Genomic DNA, 15,402 nt, shown 5'->3' on the forward strand with positions numbered 1-15,402 from the left:
GCCAGGGTGATCTGGCGGCCTTTTTGGTTGTCTTGCGAAGCGCAGGACGCCGCTAGCGGTCCTTCGGATCGATCGCGTCGCGCAGGCCGTCACCGATGAAGTTGAGGCAGAACAGCGTCACCATCATCGTCACGGCGGGACCGATCAGGGTCCACGGCGCCGGCTCCATGTCCTGGGCGCCGGCCGAAATCAGGCGGCCGAGCGAGGTCAGGGGTTCCTGGACACCCAGGCCGAGGAAGCTCAAGAAGCTCTCCGCCAGGATGACGACCGGGATCATCAAGGTGACATAGACCACGACCGGGCCGAGCACGTTGGGAATGATGTGTCGCTGGATGATCCTGGGACGGGACACGCCAGCCGCATGGGCCGCTTCGACGAATTCCATGCCCTTCAGGGCGATGGTCTGACCACGCACGATACGCGCCATGGTCAGCCACTCGACCGCGCCGATCGCAACGAAAATCAGCACGATATTTCGCCCGAAAGTCACCATCAGGATGATGACGAAAAAGATGAAGGGCAGCGAATAGAGAATATCCACAAAACGCATCATCACCTGGTCGACCTTGCCGCCGATGAAGCCGGCCGTCGCCCCCCAGGTCACACCGATCAGCAGCGACACGAAGGTCGCCACGATGCCCACCATCAACGAGACACCCAGCCCCACCAGGATGCGGGCCACCATGTCGCGCCCCTGGGCGTCGGTGCCCAGGATGTGCCAGTTATCCATCGTCGGGGCGATCCAGACACGGTCGCGATAAATGGTGTCGTAATCGTGCACCCAGAGCAGCTGGCCGATCGTGGCCAGGAAGACCAGAATGGCGAGCACGATCATCGAGGTGACCGCGGCCTTGTTGCGCATCAGGCGAACCCGGGCATCATCCCAGAGCGAGCGGCCCTGGACAGCCGCCTTCTCGATCAGCTCGGCCTTTTCCTTGGGAGTGTAAAGCGTCGTCATGACTCGTACTTCACCTTCGGATTGAGAACGCCATACAAGAGGTCAGCCAGCAGATTGAGCAGGATGATCAGCGTCGCATAGACGATGACCACACCCATCACGACGGTATAGTCACGCTGCAGGGCGGCATCGACGAAATGCTTGCCGATACCGGGCAGCTGGAAAACACGTTCGATCACCAGCGAGCCGGAAATCACCGCTGCCGAGGCCGGTCCGAGATAGGAGACCAGCGGCAGGATGGCCGAGCGCAGGGCATGGCGGATGATCACCGCCGGTGCCGACAGGCCCTTGGCCCGCGCTGTACGGATATAGTTGGAGCGCACAACCTCGATCATCGAGGCCCGCATCAGCCGCGCGATAATGGCGATCTGCGGCAGGGCCAGCGTGATCACCGGCAGGATCAGCCGGTCCGGCGTCATGCCATAACGTGGATCCAGCCCGCCGGTCGGCACGAGTCCCAGATAGAGACCAAAGACCAGCGCCAGAATCGGCCCCATCACAAAGGGCGGGATCGATATCCCGACCATGGCAAAGGTCATGACCGAGAAATCGGTGCCGGAATTCTGGCGCAGGGCCGCCACCGAACCGAGCAGCGTGCCGAGCGCGATCGCCAACAGCATGGAGAAGAGGCCAATGGTAGCCGAGACCGGAAAACCCTCCGCGATGATCTCCGCAACATCCTTGTCGCGCAATTTCAGCGACGGGCCGAGATCACCCTGGAACAGGTTCCCCATATAGTCGAAATACTGGAATATCAGCGGCTTATCGAGGCCATAGCTGGCCAGGATCACCTGACGCGTTTCTTCCGGCATCGGACGTTCGAGGTCGAACGGTCCGCCCGGGGCGACACGCATCATGAAAAAGGCGACCGTGATGATCACCAATATGGTCGGGAAGGCGACACTGAAGCGCCTGAGTACAAATCCAAGCATGAAATCTTCGGCTCAGTCCAAGGTTCGCGCAGTTTCAATGCGGAACGTGTGATGTCAATGAAGGCTCTGTTGCTGTAATGCAGCATCCTGCACGACGAGTGGGGGCAAGGGGGCCGTCCGCGACAGCGTGCGCTTGGGTGTCGCCTCACTGACAAAAAACTGGACCAATATCAGTGCCAGGATAAGCCAACCCAGCCGCAAGATGCGCTTGCCTAGGAAACGACCCGCGTTCACATTCCCCTCCCGTGATCAGACGACACACCCCGATCACGCAATTTCCGCGCCGCCCGTGATCCGGAGTGAATTGCAAGTATCCGGCGAATGCCTAGGATGCGGCGTGGCGGCGACCGAGAAAGGCCAATCCATGCACAGTGCGCTGTGGTGGCGAGATTTCGAGTTCCAGGACGGTATCGTCACCGTCAAGAAGACCGGTGCCCGTCTTCCGCTCAAACTGGGACTGATTGGCGAAGTCCTGTCCTGGTTTCCCTTCTACTTCATCGTCGAGGGCTGGCGGATCAAGTCGGCCCTGCGCACAGACGGGCCGAAAATCTGGTTCGCGCCCGACCGGCCGCGTCCCTGGTATCTGATCTGGTCGGTCCTGCACGCCGCTGGCGCGCGCATCGCGGCCCATCCCGGCGAAGCCGATGCCGTCTTCGTGTTCGACGATTCCACGACCTGCCGCCCCTGCAATGTGCCGCCCGATGCCCGGGTCATCAATCGCGACTGCCAAAGCATCGAAAAGAGCCATGTCGCGGCCGTCTTCGAGCAGTCCTTCGGCTATTCCCTGTCTGTCGACCCGATGACCTGGACCGGCCCGATGGTCGAGAAATCCGAGCTCAACGGCGCCCATGACGGGCGGGTGATCGAGGGACCGATCACCGCGCCGAAGGCGGGTCGGGTCTATCAGCGTGTGATCGACAACACCGTGCCGGGTGGCATGGTCGAGGACCTGCGTTGTCCGACCATGGACGGCCATATCCCGCTGGTGATCCGCAAGCGCCGCAAGATCGGCAACCGCTTCTCCAACTCCAATGACGAAATCGAATGCGCCGAGACCGATGATGTCTTCTCGGCCCAGGAAAAGGCCCAGCTCGCCGCCTTCACCCGGGCGATGGGGCTGGATTGGGGCGGCCTCGACGTCTTGCGCAATCGCGATGACGGGCGCCTCTATGTCGTGGATGTGAACAAAACTGATATGGGTCCGCCGGTCGCGATGCAGTTAGATGACAAGATCAAAGTCACACGACGGCTGGCCGCGGCATTCCTGGAATTCCTTGGTCACCCGAAACCGGAACCGGCCAAGCAAGCATCATGAGTTCAATTCCTTTCGTACGCGATTTCGATTTCGAGTACGGGCGTTGCGACACGCTCTCCCCCCTGATCCGGCGCGTCATTGCGCCCAACCCGGGCCCCTTCACCTTCACAGGAACGGGCGTTTACATCATCGGCCACGGCTCGGTCGCGGTCATCGACCCCGGCCCGGTTGATCCGGCCCATATCGAGGCGCTGGACACGGCGCTCGAGGGCGAGACGGTCAGCCACGTCTTCGTCACCCACCACCATCTCGACCATTCCCCCCTCGCCCACCCGCTCGCGGCACGGCATGGTGCCAAGGTCTATGGCTTCGGTCCGCAACAGGCCGCGCCCGCGGGCGGCGAGGTTCGCCTGGAAGCGGGTGATGATGTCGGCTTCCAGCCGGATATCGAAGTCGGCGACGAAGAGATCTTCCGCGGCAAGGGCTGGACGATCGAGGCGCTACACACGCCCGGCCACACGTCGAACCATGTCTGCTACGCGCTGCACGAGGAAAACACGCTGTTTTCCGGTGATCATGTGATGGGCTGGTCGACCAGTGTGATCAGTCCGCCGGACGGCCATATGGGCGATTATCTCTATCAGCTAGAGCGGGTGCGCGACCGCAACTTCGCCAGGCTTTGGCCCACCCACGGCCCGTCGATCGATGACCCGCGCCCCTTCATCCAGGCCTATATCGACCACCGCCGCGCCCGCGAGGACCAGATCCTCGCCTGCCTCGCTGACGGCCATGACAATATCCGCGACATGGTCGCCATCATGTATGCCGATGTCGACAAACGCCTCCACCCCGCCGCCGCCCACTCGGTGCTGGCCCATGTCATCCACTTGGTGGAACTGGGCAAGGTCGCCAGCGATGCGGTCGACCAGGTGGATCTGAGCGCGACGTTCAGGCTCGCGGAACCGGCTTAAAGCACGAATTGCCACCCCTGATGGACGCCCGGCGAAGGCGGGGCGAAAGTCAGGGACCTATGTTGTTGCAATCAGTTGGGTCCCCGCCCTGCGTCCGGCTTGCGCCGGACATTCGGCGGGGATGACAAGGGATAGCAAGCTTGGGACAAATGACGGCCCTACCCCGCCTCGCCCTCACCGCCCATCGCCGCCAGGAAGCGCTCGACGCGCTTGGCATTGCGGCCGAGATCATGGACCGGCTGACGGGCCAGCGAGCGGATATCGACCTGGCTGCGGCCGTCCTCCAGCGCGGTCACCCGGACGGCGATGTCGTCGCGGAAACCGAACATCAGGCTTTCGGCGCCGGCCTCGAACATGCCGGCCGCGTCGGAGGCTGTGCCGATCCGCCAACCGGCCTCGCGGCCATACATCAGCGCCTCGCGAAACACCGCCCCGGCCTCCCGCTCGACCGTCAGGCTGGTGATGCCGGGATAATATTCCGCCTGCAATTGCAGTCCGGACGGGTCAAAATCCAGCGAGCGCTGGGCGCCGCCACGACGTGCGGCATAGGCCGGCGTGAAATGCGGCGGGTCCTGAAAATCGGTTGTGACGTCGAGCAGCATGGGTCGACTGTCGGCCAAGCCATCGAACACATAACGCCCGCCATAGCCGCCGATTGCGACGAGCAGGGCCAGGATCGGCACGCTGATCACACCGAACCAGCGCTGCGTCATCAGACGATGCGCCACCACCAGGACTGTCATCAGGCTACCCGCAATGGCGCAGGCCAGGATCAGTTTCGGACCGATATCGAGCGTCATCCAGGAGAGTCCGAACTCCCAGCCCCAAAAACTCAACTTGGTGCCAAGCGCCGCGATCAGGAACCAGAGCGGCGTGAGCAGGGCGAGCGGCGCCGTGATCCAGCCCAGCGGCTGGATGACCACACGCAGCATGTCGGTGAAACGTTCCACTTTTAAGCCCCCTCAGGCGTTCAGCTCAGGGATATAACCGGCTCACCGTCCAAGTCGACCCCAAATCCGGCCTGTCAAAAAACATTCTATCATGCAGACGGAAGGGGCGGTCGCGCCAGAACTCCAGGCTCAGCGGCCGGATGCGAAAGCCCGACCAGTGCGGCGGGCGCGGCACCTCACCCAGACCAAAGCGGGCCGCTTCGCGAGCCACCGCCTTTTCCAGCGCGAAACGGCTTTCCAGCGGCCGCGACTGTTTCGAGGCCCAGGCCCCGATCCGGCTGTCACGGGCACGCGAGGCGAAATAGGCGTCGGCCTCCTCGGCGCTGACCGGCTCGACCGCCCCCCTCACCCGCACCTGGCGACGCAGCGACTTCCAGTGAAAACACAAGGCCGCCTGCGGATTGTCCGCCAGCTGCCCGCCCTTGCCGCTCTCCAGATTGGTGTAGAAGACGAAACCGTCGGCATCGACATCCTTCAAGAGCACCATGCGCACATCCGGCAGGCCGGACGCATCTGCCGTCGCCAACGCCACCGCATTGGCGTCATTGGGCTCTTTCTTCTTCGCCTCGGTCAGCCAGTCGGCAAACAGGGCAAACGGGTCGTCGCGATCGAAGATTTCCACGGCATTGGCAGTCGCGACCGCCGTCCTGGCATAGGTCTCGGCGTCGGGACTGGGCGGGATGAGTTTGTCGTCGGACATCGGGGGCGCTCCTGGAACACGTCCGCCTAGGTAAGCGCCTGACCCGGCACGTCAAGCTTTCCCGGCGCGTCCATCGCCAGCGGACGGCGCGGTTTCCAGCGACATCAAGCACGCGCACGCAGCTTCCCTGTTCGCCACTGAAAAAGGGCGCCCGGTGCGGAGCCATCCATACAGCGCTTGTCAGCCAGCAGGCCGTATCCGCTTCTTCAGCTCAAGGGTGAAACCGCGAAGCGGCGCCTGCGGCGCCCTTGACCTGAAGAAGCGGATACGGCGATCTCTCGGCAAGCGGCCTATGGTGGGGTTTGCGCCGGAGGCGCGGGTAGAAGGGCGCTAGTGAAAAACGGTACGTGTCCCCGTTTATTAAAGACCCTGCCGTCTTTTCTGCTCACTCCACCGCTCATCCATAGCTACACAATTATAGCCTCAACATGGTTAGGATTTGGTTAAGAAGCGGCCCATGTTGTTGATAACAATAACGTATAATAGCCATACCGTAACTATTTCTCAGCCGAGAATTCGAAATTAACGCCTTTGCCCCAAAGCCGGTTGTATCCGAAAGCACCAGCGGCAAAAATAACCAAACCTATTGCTGCCGGAATAGAGGTCATGGCCCTTCCTTCTGGATAGAAGCCCAACACAAGCAATCCGGAGATGAAGCTGACGCTTCCGATTATAAGGGTAAGGCGCTTGGTCTTCTCCTGTTGCGCAATGAATTCTTTGTGCACTTCGCTTCGCACCCTGGTGAATAATGCTAACTCTTCTGGATCATACATCGTGCCAGAATTTGCCATTTCGCAGCAAAAGCTAGCAATGTTAGCTCGGCCTCCCCAAGGCACAGACATACGAACCTCTCGCTTGGTTTTTCTTTCATCTTCGTTTTGCTCAGGATCGATACTGTCATTCATGAATGTTCTTTCTTGAAATATCTTCTGGGCAAAAAGCCATTTATGATTGAAACGGATTTCGTGCCGATGGTCGAGTCCACCGCTCTAAGAAGGCGTTCAAAAATCCGCCGTAGAGCGTTGGTATCCGGCCAAAGGCTCAGACTCTCGAAATAATCGAGGGAGCCAAAGGGCTCAGGTCACGGTTATTCCATTGTGTCTGTTCCGGTTATTCCAAAAGTCCTCGTCAGCAAATCAGGCAGTCACGTGAGGGATCGAGAAATTCCTCACAATACAGATCGACTTGGCGCCCCGGCGCACCCTGCTCGTCATGCGGCCAGATAGGATATCCCGGCCCTGAGAACTCGCTGAAAGCAAACACGTCGGTTGCGTCAAATCCGGGATTCGCATCGACAAGCAGCGTCCGCCACGGGGAAATGACTTTACAATAAAGAAAAAGGTCTCTTCCCAACGCTGGCGTTTCTTGCATGTCCGTTGCCCCATCGGAGTAACTAAATGCCGCGTAAAGCGGGGCCAGGTCATCCAGAACAGCCTGACAACGCGGCAAGACAGGTGGGCACCGCTCAACACGCACCAGTATTTCCATTGCGGCGACTCCGCACTGAAATGTCCGCCCATTTTCACCGGAACAGAGCTGAAAATATTGCTCGACCGACTCCGCAACTCGCGGATCAACGGATTCTGCAGTGGAGGCGCAGGATGCCAAGGCCAGAAAGCTGGCGACCACCCCAACCAAATTTCTCATCATCGCTCCCGCCCCGCCTCATTCATGCCCCGCATCACCGGGCTCAGCAAAAACGCAATCACGCGCCGTGCTCCGTCTTGATTTCGACAGTAGCGGCCATGCCGGCAATACTTCCGTTGGCTGATGGGTTGTTGGCAACACCCTGACGCGCGCAAGTTGGACAAGTCCTCACCTGCCGTCAATGAGCGCTCGGGCGGAACAAGCTCTCCCCCCGTCCCCGCCCGTCAACCTTTCAGGAATCTTCTCGTGCTAGATCAAGCTCATGACATCGCGTGTTGTGAGTTTGGATGCGGCTTTCGCTGTCCTCGGGGTGGCCCCGGTGGACGGTGTTGCGGCGGCGCGTGCGGCGTTTCGCAGCCGCGTCAAACGCCTGCATCCTGACGTCACACCGCCGACCCAAGCAACCCTCACCGAACTCGCCCGGATTGTCGCGGCGATGGACTATATCCGCGCCAATGCACCGGTGGCGCTGGAAGTCGAGATCAGTGCGGCCCAAGCGGCGCGCGGACTGACCCGCACCTTGCGTCATGGCGACAAACCGCTGCTGGTGCGCATCCCGGCCGGCACACGCGACGGCACCGGTCTGACCGCGGTCGGCGAAGACCGTATCAGCGTGACGATCCGCGTTCAGGCCGAGGGTGAGACCGTCACCCCGGCCCCGCCCGACTTCCCGGATGCCGCCGATCTCGACGCTTTCATGCACGAATTCTCGCGCCCCTCGGTGACCACCCGCCTGGCGCGCTGGATACGCAAAGCGCAGTCGGCCGCGTGACCTGACGCCAAGCTGTGTCTAATCTGCCCGTACAGCAGGCGGATACACCATGTCACACAACACGTTCGGACATCTTTTCCGGGTCACCACCTGGGGCGAAAGCCATGGACCTTCGATCGGCGCCGTCGTCGATGGTTGCCCGGCCGGCATTGCGCTGAGCGAAGCCGACCTGCAGCCTTTCCTCGACCTGCGCCGTCCCGGCACATCGCGCCATGTGACGCCGCGCCAGGAACCCGACCAGGTCCGCATCCTGTCCGGCACGTTCGAGGATGACCGCACGGATGGTCCGGTGACCACCGGCACGCCGATCAGCCTGGTGATCGAGAATACCGACCAGCGCTCGAAGGATTATGGCGCCATCCGTGATAAATGGCGGCCCGGCCATGCCGACTACACCTATGACATGAAATACGGCATCCGCGATTATCGCGGCGGTGGTCGGTCCTCGGCCCGCGAAACCGCCATGCGCGTCGCCGCCGGCGGCATTGCCCGCAAAGTGCTCGGCGATGGCATCTCGATCCGCGCCGCGCTGGTGCAGGTTGGTGGTCGGGCCATCGACCGCGCCCGCTGGGACTGGGATGAAGTCACCAACAACCCTTTCTTCTGCCCTGACGCGACAACCGCCGCCCTGTGGGAAGCCGATATGGACGCGCTGCGCCGGGCCGGATCCTCGACCGGGGCGATTGTCGAAGTCGTGGTCGCCGGCCTGCCGGCGGGCTGGGGTGCGCCGGTCTATGCCAAGCTGGACAGCGAACTGGCCGCCGCGATGATGACCATCAATGCGGTCAAGGGTGTCGAGATCGGGGCCGGTTTCGGCTCTGCAGCGATGCGCGGCGAGGACGCCGCCGACGAAATGCGGATGGGCGAGGACGGGCCGGTTTTCCTGTCCAACCATAATGGTGGCGTGCTGGGCGGGATTTCCACCGGGCAGGACCTGGTCGTCCGCTTTGCCGTCAAGCCAACCTCCTCGATCACGGTGGAACGGCGTACGCTGGACCGGGATTTCGAGGAGACCGTAATCGAGACACGCGGGCGCCACGACCCCTGCGTCGGCATCCGCGCCGTGCCCGTCGGCGAGGCCATGGCGGCGCTTGTTCTGGCCGACCAGAAACTCCGCCATGCCGGCCAGTCGGCCTGGTAAATCAGCCACGGCCATCCGCTTTCATCCGCCGACTGGTCATGAAGGTGAACCCGGCGTTCATGTTCGGCTCATACGCGAAATCCTAGGGTTCAGGCAGATTGGCCGGGTCTGCCCGGCGCGACCCCGTGGAGGAACACCGCATGAAGCAGCTCAAGCGCAAATGGCTTGGCGCCTCTCTCGCGTCACTCATCCTGCTGCCGGCCCTGCTCGCCATCGAACCGGCCGAAGCCCAGCGCCGCGGCGGCGGTGACGAAGTCCGTAGCGATCGCGGCAATGAAACCGGCCGTGGCGCCCGACGTGGCGGCAATCGCGGCGATCAAGGCACGCGCGGCGACCGCAATCGCGGCAGTCGCGGTGATCGTTCCGGACGCGGTGGGCGTGGCAGCGATGACGCCCGCCCGGCGCCGTCGCGTCCAACCTCTGGCGGCAATCCGGGACGCCGCCCCGATACCCGACCTGATCGACGTCGCCCCGATGTGGGCAACCCGGGTCGTCGGCCCGATGCCCGGCCCGGCGGTCGCCGCCCGGATGCCGGCAATCCTGGACGTCGCCCTGATACACGCCCCGACCGGCGTCGCCCCGATGCGGGCAATCCCGGACGACGGCCTGACGCCCGGCCCGGCGGACGCCGCCCTGATGTTGGCAATCCCGGACGTCGCCCGGATGCGCGTCCCAACCGGCCGAACCTCCCCGGCGCCCACCGCCCGGGACGGCCATCGCGTCCGTTCGCCGGCCATAATCCGCGCCGCTGGGAATACGCGCAGCGCCGCCACAATTTCTATCATGACCGCCAACGCCACCAGGCGCAGCGGCGCTGGTTGCGCCATATGAATCATGGCTGGTCGAATTCGCGCTATTACGGGCGTTGGGGGCCGTCGAGCCGCTGGCGCTACAACACGCGCTATTACGACTATGGCTATTCCAACCGCCAGTTCGCCTATTATGACGGTATCTGCCGTTACAATAACAATGGCGACGGCGCGGTGGTTGGCGCCCTGCTCGGCGCGATCATTGGCGGCGCGGCCGCCGGCGACGACAATGTCGGGGCCGGAATCCTGCTCGGTGCCGGTTTCGGGGCGGTCCTCGGTGACAGCCTGAACCGGATGGATAATTGCGACCGGGCGCAATACCAATACGCGATGAACTACGCCTTCGAATACGGACAACCCTATTATTGGGGCAACCCGTATTCCGGTGTCCGCGGCACGATTATCATCCGCGAGACCTATTACTCCGCCGGCGTCGAATGCCGTTGGGGTGATGCAGAGGTCTACATGCCGGACGGCACCTTTGCCTATGACCGTGTGCGCATGTGCCGGGATGGTTATGGCGACTGGCAGGTCGCGCGCCACCAATAACGGCATTCCGCAGAAATAGCGGCTCCCTGTGTGCGTGGGGTGCCGTGACGGAAAGGCCGGCCCCGCCAGGGTCGGCCTTTTTCTTGCGTAACTGTCATGCAGGCGTTCATCTACGGCTCATCGCGGGCGCGCTAGAACAGAACTCAACACCGGCGGATACCGTCGGACCGATCCGAAACGGAGGTAGAGATGAAACTGTTGACCCCCACGCTTCTGGCCGCGACCGCACTCAGTGTCACCCTGCCGTCCATGGCCCAGGCCCAGACTTATCAGGACTGCGAGTCCGAACGCCAGGGCCGCCAGGTCGCCGGCGCCATCATCGGTGGCATTCTCGGTGCCGTGATCGGCAATGAGCTGGCCGATGACAGCAATAACAACCGTCATGGTCGCGACCGTCATTATGGACGCGGCGGACGTGGCGGTCATGGCAGCTGGGGTCGTGGTCATCGCGGCGCCCGCTACCAGCACCGTGATCGCGGCAATGCCGAGGAAGTCGGCACCATCGCCGGTGCCGGCGTTGGCGCCCTGATCGGTGCCGGTGTCGCCGGTGGTGAGGATTGCGCCAATCGCGGACGGGTCAACCAGCCCTATTACGGCGACAAGCCCGGCGCCCAATACAGCGACAGCGGCTATGGCAATGACCCGTACTATAATGACCAATACCAGGCCGACTATGACGACAGCGCCTATTATGATGACGGCTATGGCGACACGTATGATTACGGCTCGTCCGGCGAACTGCTGGGCGGTGCCGACCGGGCCGAGCCGGCGCGCGTCTATAACGCGGCCTCGAACTATCCGACGAACTCGGCAACCGGCAGCTGCCACTGGTCGCAGACCCGTCGCATGAACGAATACGGCCAGACCGTCACCGACCAGGTCTATATGTGTCAGGGCACGGATGGAATCTGGCGCCCGGCCGACACTTACGGCCAATAATCCAGACACCAATCTCAGGCAAAAACGCCTTTCAGGCTTGGTGATTGCGGGCGGCGGCAATAAGGTATTCCCGATTGCCGTCGCCCCCCTCTATCGGACTGTCCATGACCGCGCGTACCGAGAAATTCTCCAGTCCGTCCAATTCCGCACGCACGGTCGCCACTGCGTCATCGCGTGCCGTCTCGCTCTTCACCAGACCGCCCTTGCCGATCAAGGCCTTGCCGACTTCGAACTGGGGTTTGATCAGCGCGATCAGGTCGCTGCGCGCCGCGCTCAGCGCCAGGGGGCGGGCGATGACCTTCAGCAGTGAAATGAAGCTGGCATCGCAGACCAGCAGCGAGGGCGGCTCGGAAAACATCTCGGCGGCCAATGACCTGGCATCGGTCGCCTCCAGCGATGTGACCCGCCGATCAGCCTGAAGCGAGGGGTGGAGCTGGTCGCGCCCGACATCCACCGCATAGACATGCCGCGCCCCGCGCGACAACAAGACCTCGGTGAAACCGCCGGTCGATGATCCGACATCGAGGCAGACCCGATCCGTCGGATCGACACCAAACCTGTCCAGCCCCGCCACCAGTTTCAATGCCGCCCGAGACACCCAGGGATGCGCCGCCTCGGCGACGATCTCGGCCCCGTCCGCAATCTTCTGCGACGGCTTGGTCACCGTGACCCCGTTCGCCGAGACCTTCCCCGCCGCAATCGCCGCCTGGGCACGGGCGCGGGTGTCGAAATGGCCGTGTTCGACGAGGTAGAGGTCTGCGCGCATGGCTGGGTCCGGGTGAGACTGGTAGGGGGCGAGGATAGCGCCAGACGAGGTCTGGGAGCCATGCCGGTGTGCACCGGAGCTGCTGCCCCCCTCATCCGGCCCTTCGGGCCACCTTCTCCCGCGAGGGGAGAAGGGCGGTTGCGCGCGGCATGATCCAATCCAGCCCTGTCAACCGGCGCACGGGCGCACGCCCCGCCATACATCCCTTGCCGAGAGACAGCCGCATCCGGTTCTTGAGCTCAAGGGGAAACCCGCGAAGCGGCGCCCCGCGCCCTTGACCTCAAGAACCGGATACGGCCCGCTGGCTGACAAGGGATGTATGGATCAGGCTGCGCATGAGCGCCAGAGATCGTCCTTCCTCTCAATGGGCGAGAACCTGTCTCCTCCCCCCTTGCCGGTTTGCCAATTCCGCTGTCTGTGCTATCGCCTCGCGCACCGCTGCAGCGTCGCCCTTTGCGGGGCAGCGCTGATCTCACAACGCGTTCCGACCATTTGCGGCTTGGCCGCCAGAACACTGCGCAACGAGCACCCATTGCCCGGATGCCGGCGCGAACGAACGGACACCATCATGCGACTTCCCACGCTCGACCCGGCCCTTTTCGACCACATCCGCCGCACCTGGTTTTTCAACCTGCGCGGTGACGTTCTGGCCGGCATCGTGGTGGCGCTGGCGCTGATCCCGGAAGCGATCGCCTTTTCCATCATTGCCGGGGTCGACCCGCGGGTCGGGCTGTATGCCAGCTTCTCGATCGCGGTGATCATCGCCTTCACCGGCGGGCGTCCGGGCATGATCAGTGCGGCCACCGCGGCGACGGCCGTCCTCATGGTCACTCTGGTGCGCGAACACGGGCTGCAATACCTGCTCGCCGCGACCGTGGTCGCCGGCCTGCTGCAGATCGGCGCCGGATTTCTCAAGCTGGGTGATCTGATGCGCTTTGTCTCGCGCTCGGTGATCACCGGCTTCGTCAATGCGCTGGCGATCCTGATCTTCATGGCGCAATTGCCCGAGCTGACCAATGTCAGCGCCTTCACCTATGTCCTGGTCGGCGCCGGCCTGGTGATCATCTATGGCTTCCCCCACATCACCAAGGCCATCCCCTCGCCGCTGGTCTGCATCATCGTGCTGACCAGCCTGGCGCTCTTCTTTGGCTGGGACAATGTGCGCACGGTTGGGGATATGGGCGATCTGCCCACGACGCTGCCGGTCTTCCTGATCCCGGACATTCCCTTCAATCTCGACACCTTGATGATCATCCTGCCCTATTCGGCCGCGGTGGCTGCCGTCGGCCTGCTGGAATCGCTGATGACGGCGCAGATTGTCGATGATCTCACCGACACGCCCAGCGACCGCAATCGCGAATGCATCGGTCAGGGTATCGCCAATTCGATCACCGGCTTCTTCGGCGGCATGGCCGGTTGCGCCATGATCGGGCAATCGGTGATCAATGTGAAATCGGGTGGACGCGGTCGCCTGTCGGCCCTCACTGCCGGTTCGGTCCTCTTGTTCATGATCCTGGTGCTGGGCGATCTGGTCGCCCAGATCCCGATGCCGGCCTTGGTCGCGATCATGATCATGGTCTCGGTCGGGACCTTCTCCTGGAGCTCGATCCGCAACCTGCGCGACCACCCCAAGAGTTCCAGCTTCGTCATGATCGCCACCGTTATCGGCGTCGTCGCGACCCATAACCTAGCGATTGGCGTCGGCGTCGGCGTGCTCCTGAGCGGGCTCTTCTTCGCCTGGCGAATTTCGCGCGCCTTCACGGTCACCAGCGAAGTGTCAGCCGACGGGCGAACCCGGACCTATCGCGTCGACGGCCAGCTCTTCTACGCCTCGTCGGAAGATTTTCTGCGGGCCTTCGATTTCAAGGATGCGGTCGATACCGTCATCATCGATCTCGGCCAGGCGCATGTCTGGGATCTCTCCAGCGTCGCGGCCGTGGACATGGCGGTGCTCAAATTCCGCCGCGAGGGGGCCGAGGTCGAACTGCTCGGCATGAATGAGGCCAGTAAGACCCTGGTCGACCGTCTGGGCATTCACGACACGCCCGGCGCGCTGGACAAGCTGATGGGCCATTAGGGGAAATTCCATGACCAAACTCATCCTTCTCGTCGACGGTTCGGTCTATGGCGAAAGCGTGTGCGATCACGCCGCCTGGGTCGCCACCACGATGGGCGCCGAGATCGAGCTGTTGCACGTGCTCGGCCGCCGCGACACCCAGAGCCTGCCGACCAACCTGTCCGGCTCGCTGGGCCTGGGTGCCAAGCATGACCTGCTGGACAAGCTCGCAGCCCATGACGAAGAACGCGCCAAGCTGGCCAAGGAACGCGGCCACGCCATCCTCGACGCGGCAGCCGCCTATCTCGCCGATCACGGCGTACCGGAGGTGTCCCGCCGTCTGCGCCACGGCGATCTGGTCGAAGCGCTGCAACAGGTCGAGGGCGACGCCGATCTCATCCTGGTCGGCAAGCGCGGCGAGGCCGCCGATTTCGCCAAGGAGCATCTCGGTTCCAACCTGGAACGCATTGTCCGCGCCGCCCACAAGCCGGTCATGGTCGCCTCACGCAAATTCGTCCCGGTCGAACGGGCACTGATCGCCTTTGACGGCGGCGCCAGCGCCAGGAAAGCCGTCAGCCACATTGCCGGCGGCCAGCTCTTCAAGGGCATCCCGCTACACCTTCTGACAGTCGGCAAGGACGACCCCGGTCGTACCGACGCCCTTGAAGCCGCCGCCGATGAGCTGCGGACCGCCGGCCACAATGTCACCACGGCCATCCGGACCGGCGAGCCTGAAAACGTCATCGTCGACTATGTCGAGGACGAAGCCATCTCGCTTCTGGTGATGGGCGCCTACGGCCATTCCCGCCTGCGCAATCTGGTGATCGGCTCGACCACGACAGACATGATCCGCAATTGCCACATCCCGCTGATGCTGTTCCGGTGATGCAGTTCCGATAGGGATGTTTGTCATCCCCGTTGGGTGTCCGGCGAAGGCGGGACGTCCACCCGGGATGA

General features: G+C 63.0%; 15 protein-coding genes. 8 read left to right on the forward strand and 7 right to left on the reverse strand.

Going from position 1 to position 15,402, the window contains the following annotated elements; all coding sequences use genetic code 11:
* Positions 1-52 precede the first annotated feature (52 nt).
* On the reverse strand, positions 53-958 hold the full coding sequence (locus AWH62_RS13850) for an ABC transporter permease subunit (RefSeq protein WP_075191080.1): 906 nt from the start codon (positions 956-958) through the stop codon (positions 53-55).
* Positions 955-1,890, reverse strand: a complete 936-nt coding sequence (locus AWH62_RS13855) for an ABC transporter permease (RefSeq protein ID WP_075191081.1) — start codon at positions 1,888-1,890, stop codon at positions 955-957. Before AWH62_RS13855 ends, AWH62_RS13850 begins: the two co-directional genes overlap by 4 nt.
* A 337-nt stretch (positions 1,891-2,227) precedes the next feature.
* On the opposite strand from AWH62_RS13855, the gene AWH62_RS13860 reads away from it, so the two are divergent.
* A complete protein-coding gene (locus tag AWH62_RS13860) occupies positions 2,228-3,205 on the forward strand; it encodes a hypothetical protein (RefSeq protein WP_233128331.1) in 978 nt (325 codons plus the stop codon).
* Complete coding sequence (locus AWH62_RS13865; RefSeq protein ID WP_075191082.1) at positions 3,202-4,116, forward strand: MBL fold metallo-hydrolase; 915 nt, start codon at positions 3,202-3,204, stop codon at positions 4,114-4,116. Before AWH62_RS13860 ends, AWH62_RS13865 begins: the two co-directional genes overlap by 4 nt.
* A 158-nt stretch (positions 4,117-4,274) precedes the next feature.
* Here AWH62_RS13865 and AWH62_RS13870 read toward each other — a convergent pair whose 3' ends face one another.
* The 4 genes from AWH62_RS13870 to AWH62_RS16875 all read right to left on the reverse strand — a co-directional run bounded on the left by AWH62_RS13870 (position 4,275) and on the right by AWH62_RS16875 (position 7,413).
* Positions 4,275-5,066 carry a DUF1499 domain-containing protein gene (locus AWH62_RS13870; RefSeq protein ID WP_075191083.1) on the reverse strand — a complete coding sequence of 264 codons (792 nt, stop codon included), beginning with the start codon at positions 5,064-5,066 and terminating at the stop codon, positions 4,275-4,277.
* A 25-nt stretch (positions 5,067-5,091) separates the two neighbouring features.
* A complete protein-coding gene (pdxH, locus tag AWH62_RS13875) occupies positions 5,092-5,766 on the reverse strand; it encodes a pyridoxamine 5'-phosphate oxidase (RefSeq protein ID WP_075191084.1) in 675 nt (224 codons plus the stop codon).
* 497 nt (positions 5,767-6,263) lie between these two features.
* On the reverse strand, positions 6,264-6,671 hold the full coding sequence (locus AWH62_RS13880; protein ID WP_143743066.1) for a hypothetical protein: 408 nt from the start codon (positions 6,669-6,671) through the stop codon (positions 6,264-6,266).
* A 223-nt stretch (positions 6,672-6,894) separates the two neighbouring features.
* A complete protein-coding gene (locus AWH62_RS16875) occupies positions 6,895-7,413 on the reverse strand; it encodes a hypothetical protein (RefSeq protein WP_143743067.1) in 519 nt (172 codons plus the stop codon).
* A gap of 262 nt (positions 7,414-7,675) precedes the next feature.
* Between AWH62_RS16875 and AWH62_RS13885 the strand changes: the two genes are divergently transcribed.
* The 4 genes from AWH62_RS13885 to AWH62_RS13905 all read left to right on the forward strand — a co-directional run bounded on the left by AWH62_RS13885 (position 7,676) and on the right by AWH62_RS13905 (position 11,623).
* Positions 7,676-8,185, forward strand: coding sequence for a hypothetical protein (locus AWH62_RS13885; protein WP_075191086.1), 510 nt, complete (start codon positions 7,676-7,678; stop codon positions 8,183-8,185).
* Between the two features lie 49 nt (positions 8,186-8,234).
* Positions 8,235-9,326 (forward strand): chorismate synthase, encoded by a 1,092-nt coding sequence (gene aroC / locus AWH62_RS13890; protein ID WP_075191087.1) that lies wholly within the window; start codon positions 8,235-8,237, stop codon positions 9,324-9,326.
* A 140-nt stretch (positions 9,327-9,466) separates the two neighbouring features.
* Positions 9,467-10,684 (forward strand): hypothetical protein, encoded by a 1,218-nt coding sequence (locus AWH62_RS16880; RefSeq protein WP_143743068.1) that lies wholly within the window; start codon positions 9,467-9,469, stop codon positions 10,682-10,684.
* A 189-nt stretch (positions 10,685-10,873) separates the two neighbouring features.
* Entirely contained in the window at positions 10,874-11,623 is a 750-nt protein-coding gene (locus AWH62_RS13905; RefSeq protein WP_075191090.1) for a hypothetical protein, read from the forward strand.
* A gap of 31 nt (positions 11,624-11,654) precedes the next feature.
* On the opposite strand, the gene AWH62_RS13910 is transcribed toward AWH62_RS13905, so the two are convergent.
* On the reverse strand, positions 11,655-12,389 hold the full coding sequence (locus tag AWH62_RS13910) for a TlyA family RNA methyltransferase (RefSeq protein WP_075191091.1): 735 nt from the start codon (positions 12,387-12,389) through the stop codon (positions 11,655-11,657).
* Between the two features lie 568 nt (positions 12,390-12,957).
* On the opposite strand from AWH62_RS13910, the gene AWH62_RS13915 reads away from it, so the two are divergent.
* A complete protein-coding gene (locus AWH62_RS13915) occupies positions 12,958-14,466 on the forward strand; it encodes a SulP family inorganic anion transporter (protein ID WP_075191092.1) in 1,509 nt (502 codons plus the stop codon).
* 10 nt (positions 14,467-14,476) lie between these two features.
* The gene (locus AWH62_RS13920; RefSeq protein ID WP_075191093.1) at positions 14,477-15,331 is read left to right on the forward strand and encodes a universal stress protein; all 855 of its coding nucleotides are present in this window, start codon (positions 14,477-14,479) and stop codon (positions 15,329-15,331) included.
* The last annotated feature ends 71 nt before the right edge of the window (positions 15,332-15,402 follow it).

It is taken from the genome of Maricaulis sp. W15 (genome assembly GCF_001924955.1).
Lineage (GTDB): Bacteria > Pseudomonadota > Alphaproteobacteria > Caulobacterales > Maricaulaceae > Maricaulis > Maricaulis maris.

Bases quoted from the DNA above. Each gene is read 5' to 3' on its own strand.
- AWH62_RS13920 (WP_075191093.1), top strand. From the start codon at position 14,477: ATGACCAAACTCATCCTTCTCGTCGACGGTTCGGTCTATGGCGAAAGC.
- AWH62_RS16875 (WP_143743067.1), bottom strand. From the start codon at position 7,413: ATGAGAAATTTGGTTGGGGTGGTCGCCAGCTTTCTGGCCTTGGCATCC.
- AWH62_RS16880 (WP_143743068.1), top strand. From the start codon at position 9,467: ATGAAGCAGCTCAAGCGCAAATGGCTTGGCGCCTCTCTCGCGTCACTC.
- aroC (WP_075191087.1), top strand. From the start codon at position 8,235: ATGTCACACAACACGTTCGGACATCTTTTCCGGGTCACCACCTGGGGC.
- AWH62_RS13910 (WP_075191091.1), bottom strand. From the start codon at position 12,389: ATGCGCGCAGACCTCTACCTCGTCGAACACGGCCATTTCGACACCCGC.
- AWH62_RS13855 (WP_075191081.1), bottom strand. From the start codon at position 1,890: ATGCTTGGATTTGTACTCAGGCGCTTCAGTGTCGCCTTCCCGACCATA.
- AWH62_RS13915 (WP_075191092.1), top strand. From the start codon at position 12,958: ATGCGACTTCCCACGCTCGACCCGGCCCTTTTCGACCACATCCGCCGC.
- pdxH (WP_075191084.1), bottom strand. From the start codon at position 5,766: ATGTCCGACGACAAACTCATCCCGCCCAGTCCCGACGCCGAGACCTAT.
- AWH62_RS13885 (WP_075191086.1), top strand. From the start codon at position 7,676: ATGACATCGCGTGTTGTGAGTTTGGATGCGGCTTTCGCTGTCCTCGGG.
- AWH62_RS13865 (WP_075191082.1), top strand. From the start codon at position 3,202: ATGAGTTCAATTCCTTTCGTACGCGATTTCGATTTCGAGTACGGGCGT.
- AWH62_RS13905 (WP_075191090.1), top strand. From the start codon at position 10,874: ATGAAACTGTTGACCCCCACGCTTCTGGCCGCGACCGCACTCAGTGTC.
- AWH62_RS13880 (WP_143743066.1), bottom strand. From the start codon at position 6,671: ATGAATGACAGTATCGATCCTGAGCAAAACGAAGATGAAAGAAAAACC.
- AWH62_RS13850 (WP_075191080.1), bottom strand. From the start codon at position 958: ATGACGACGCTTTACACTCCCAAGGAAAAGGCCGAGCTGATCGAGAAG.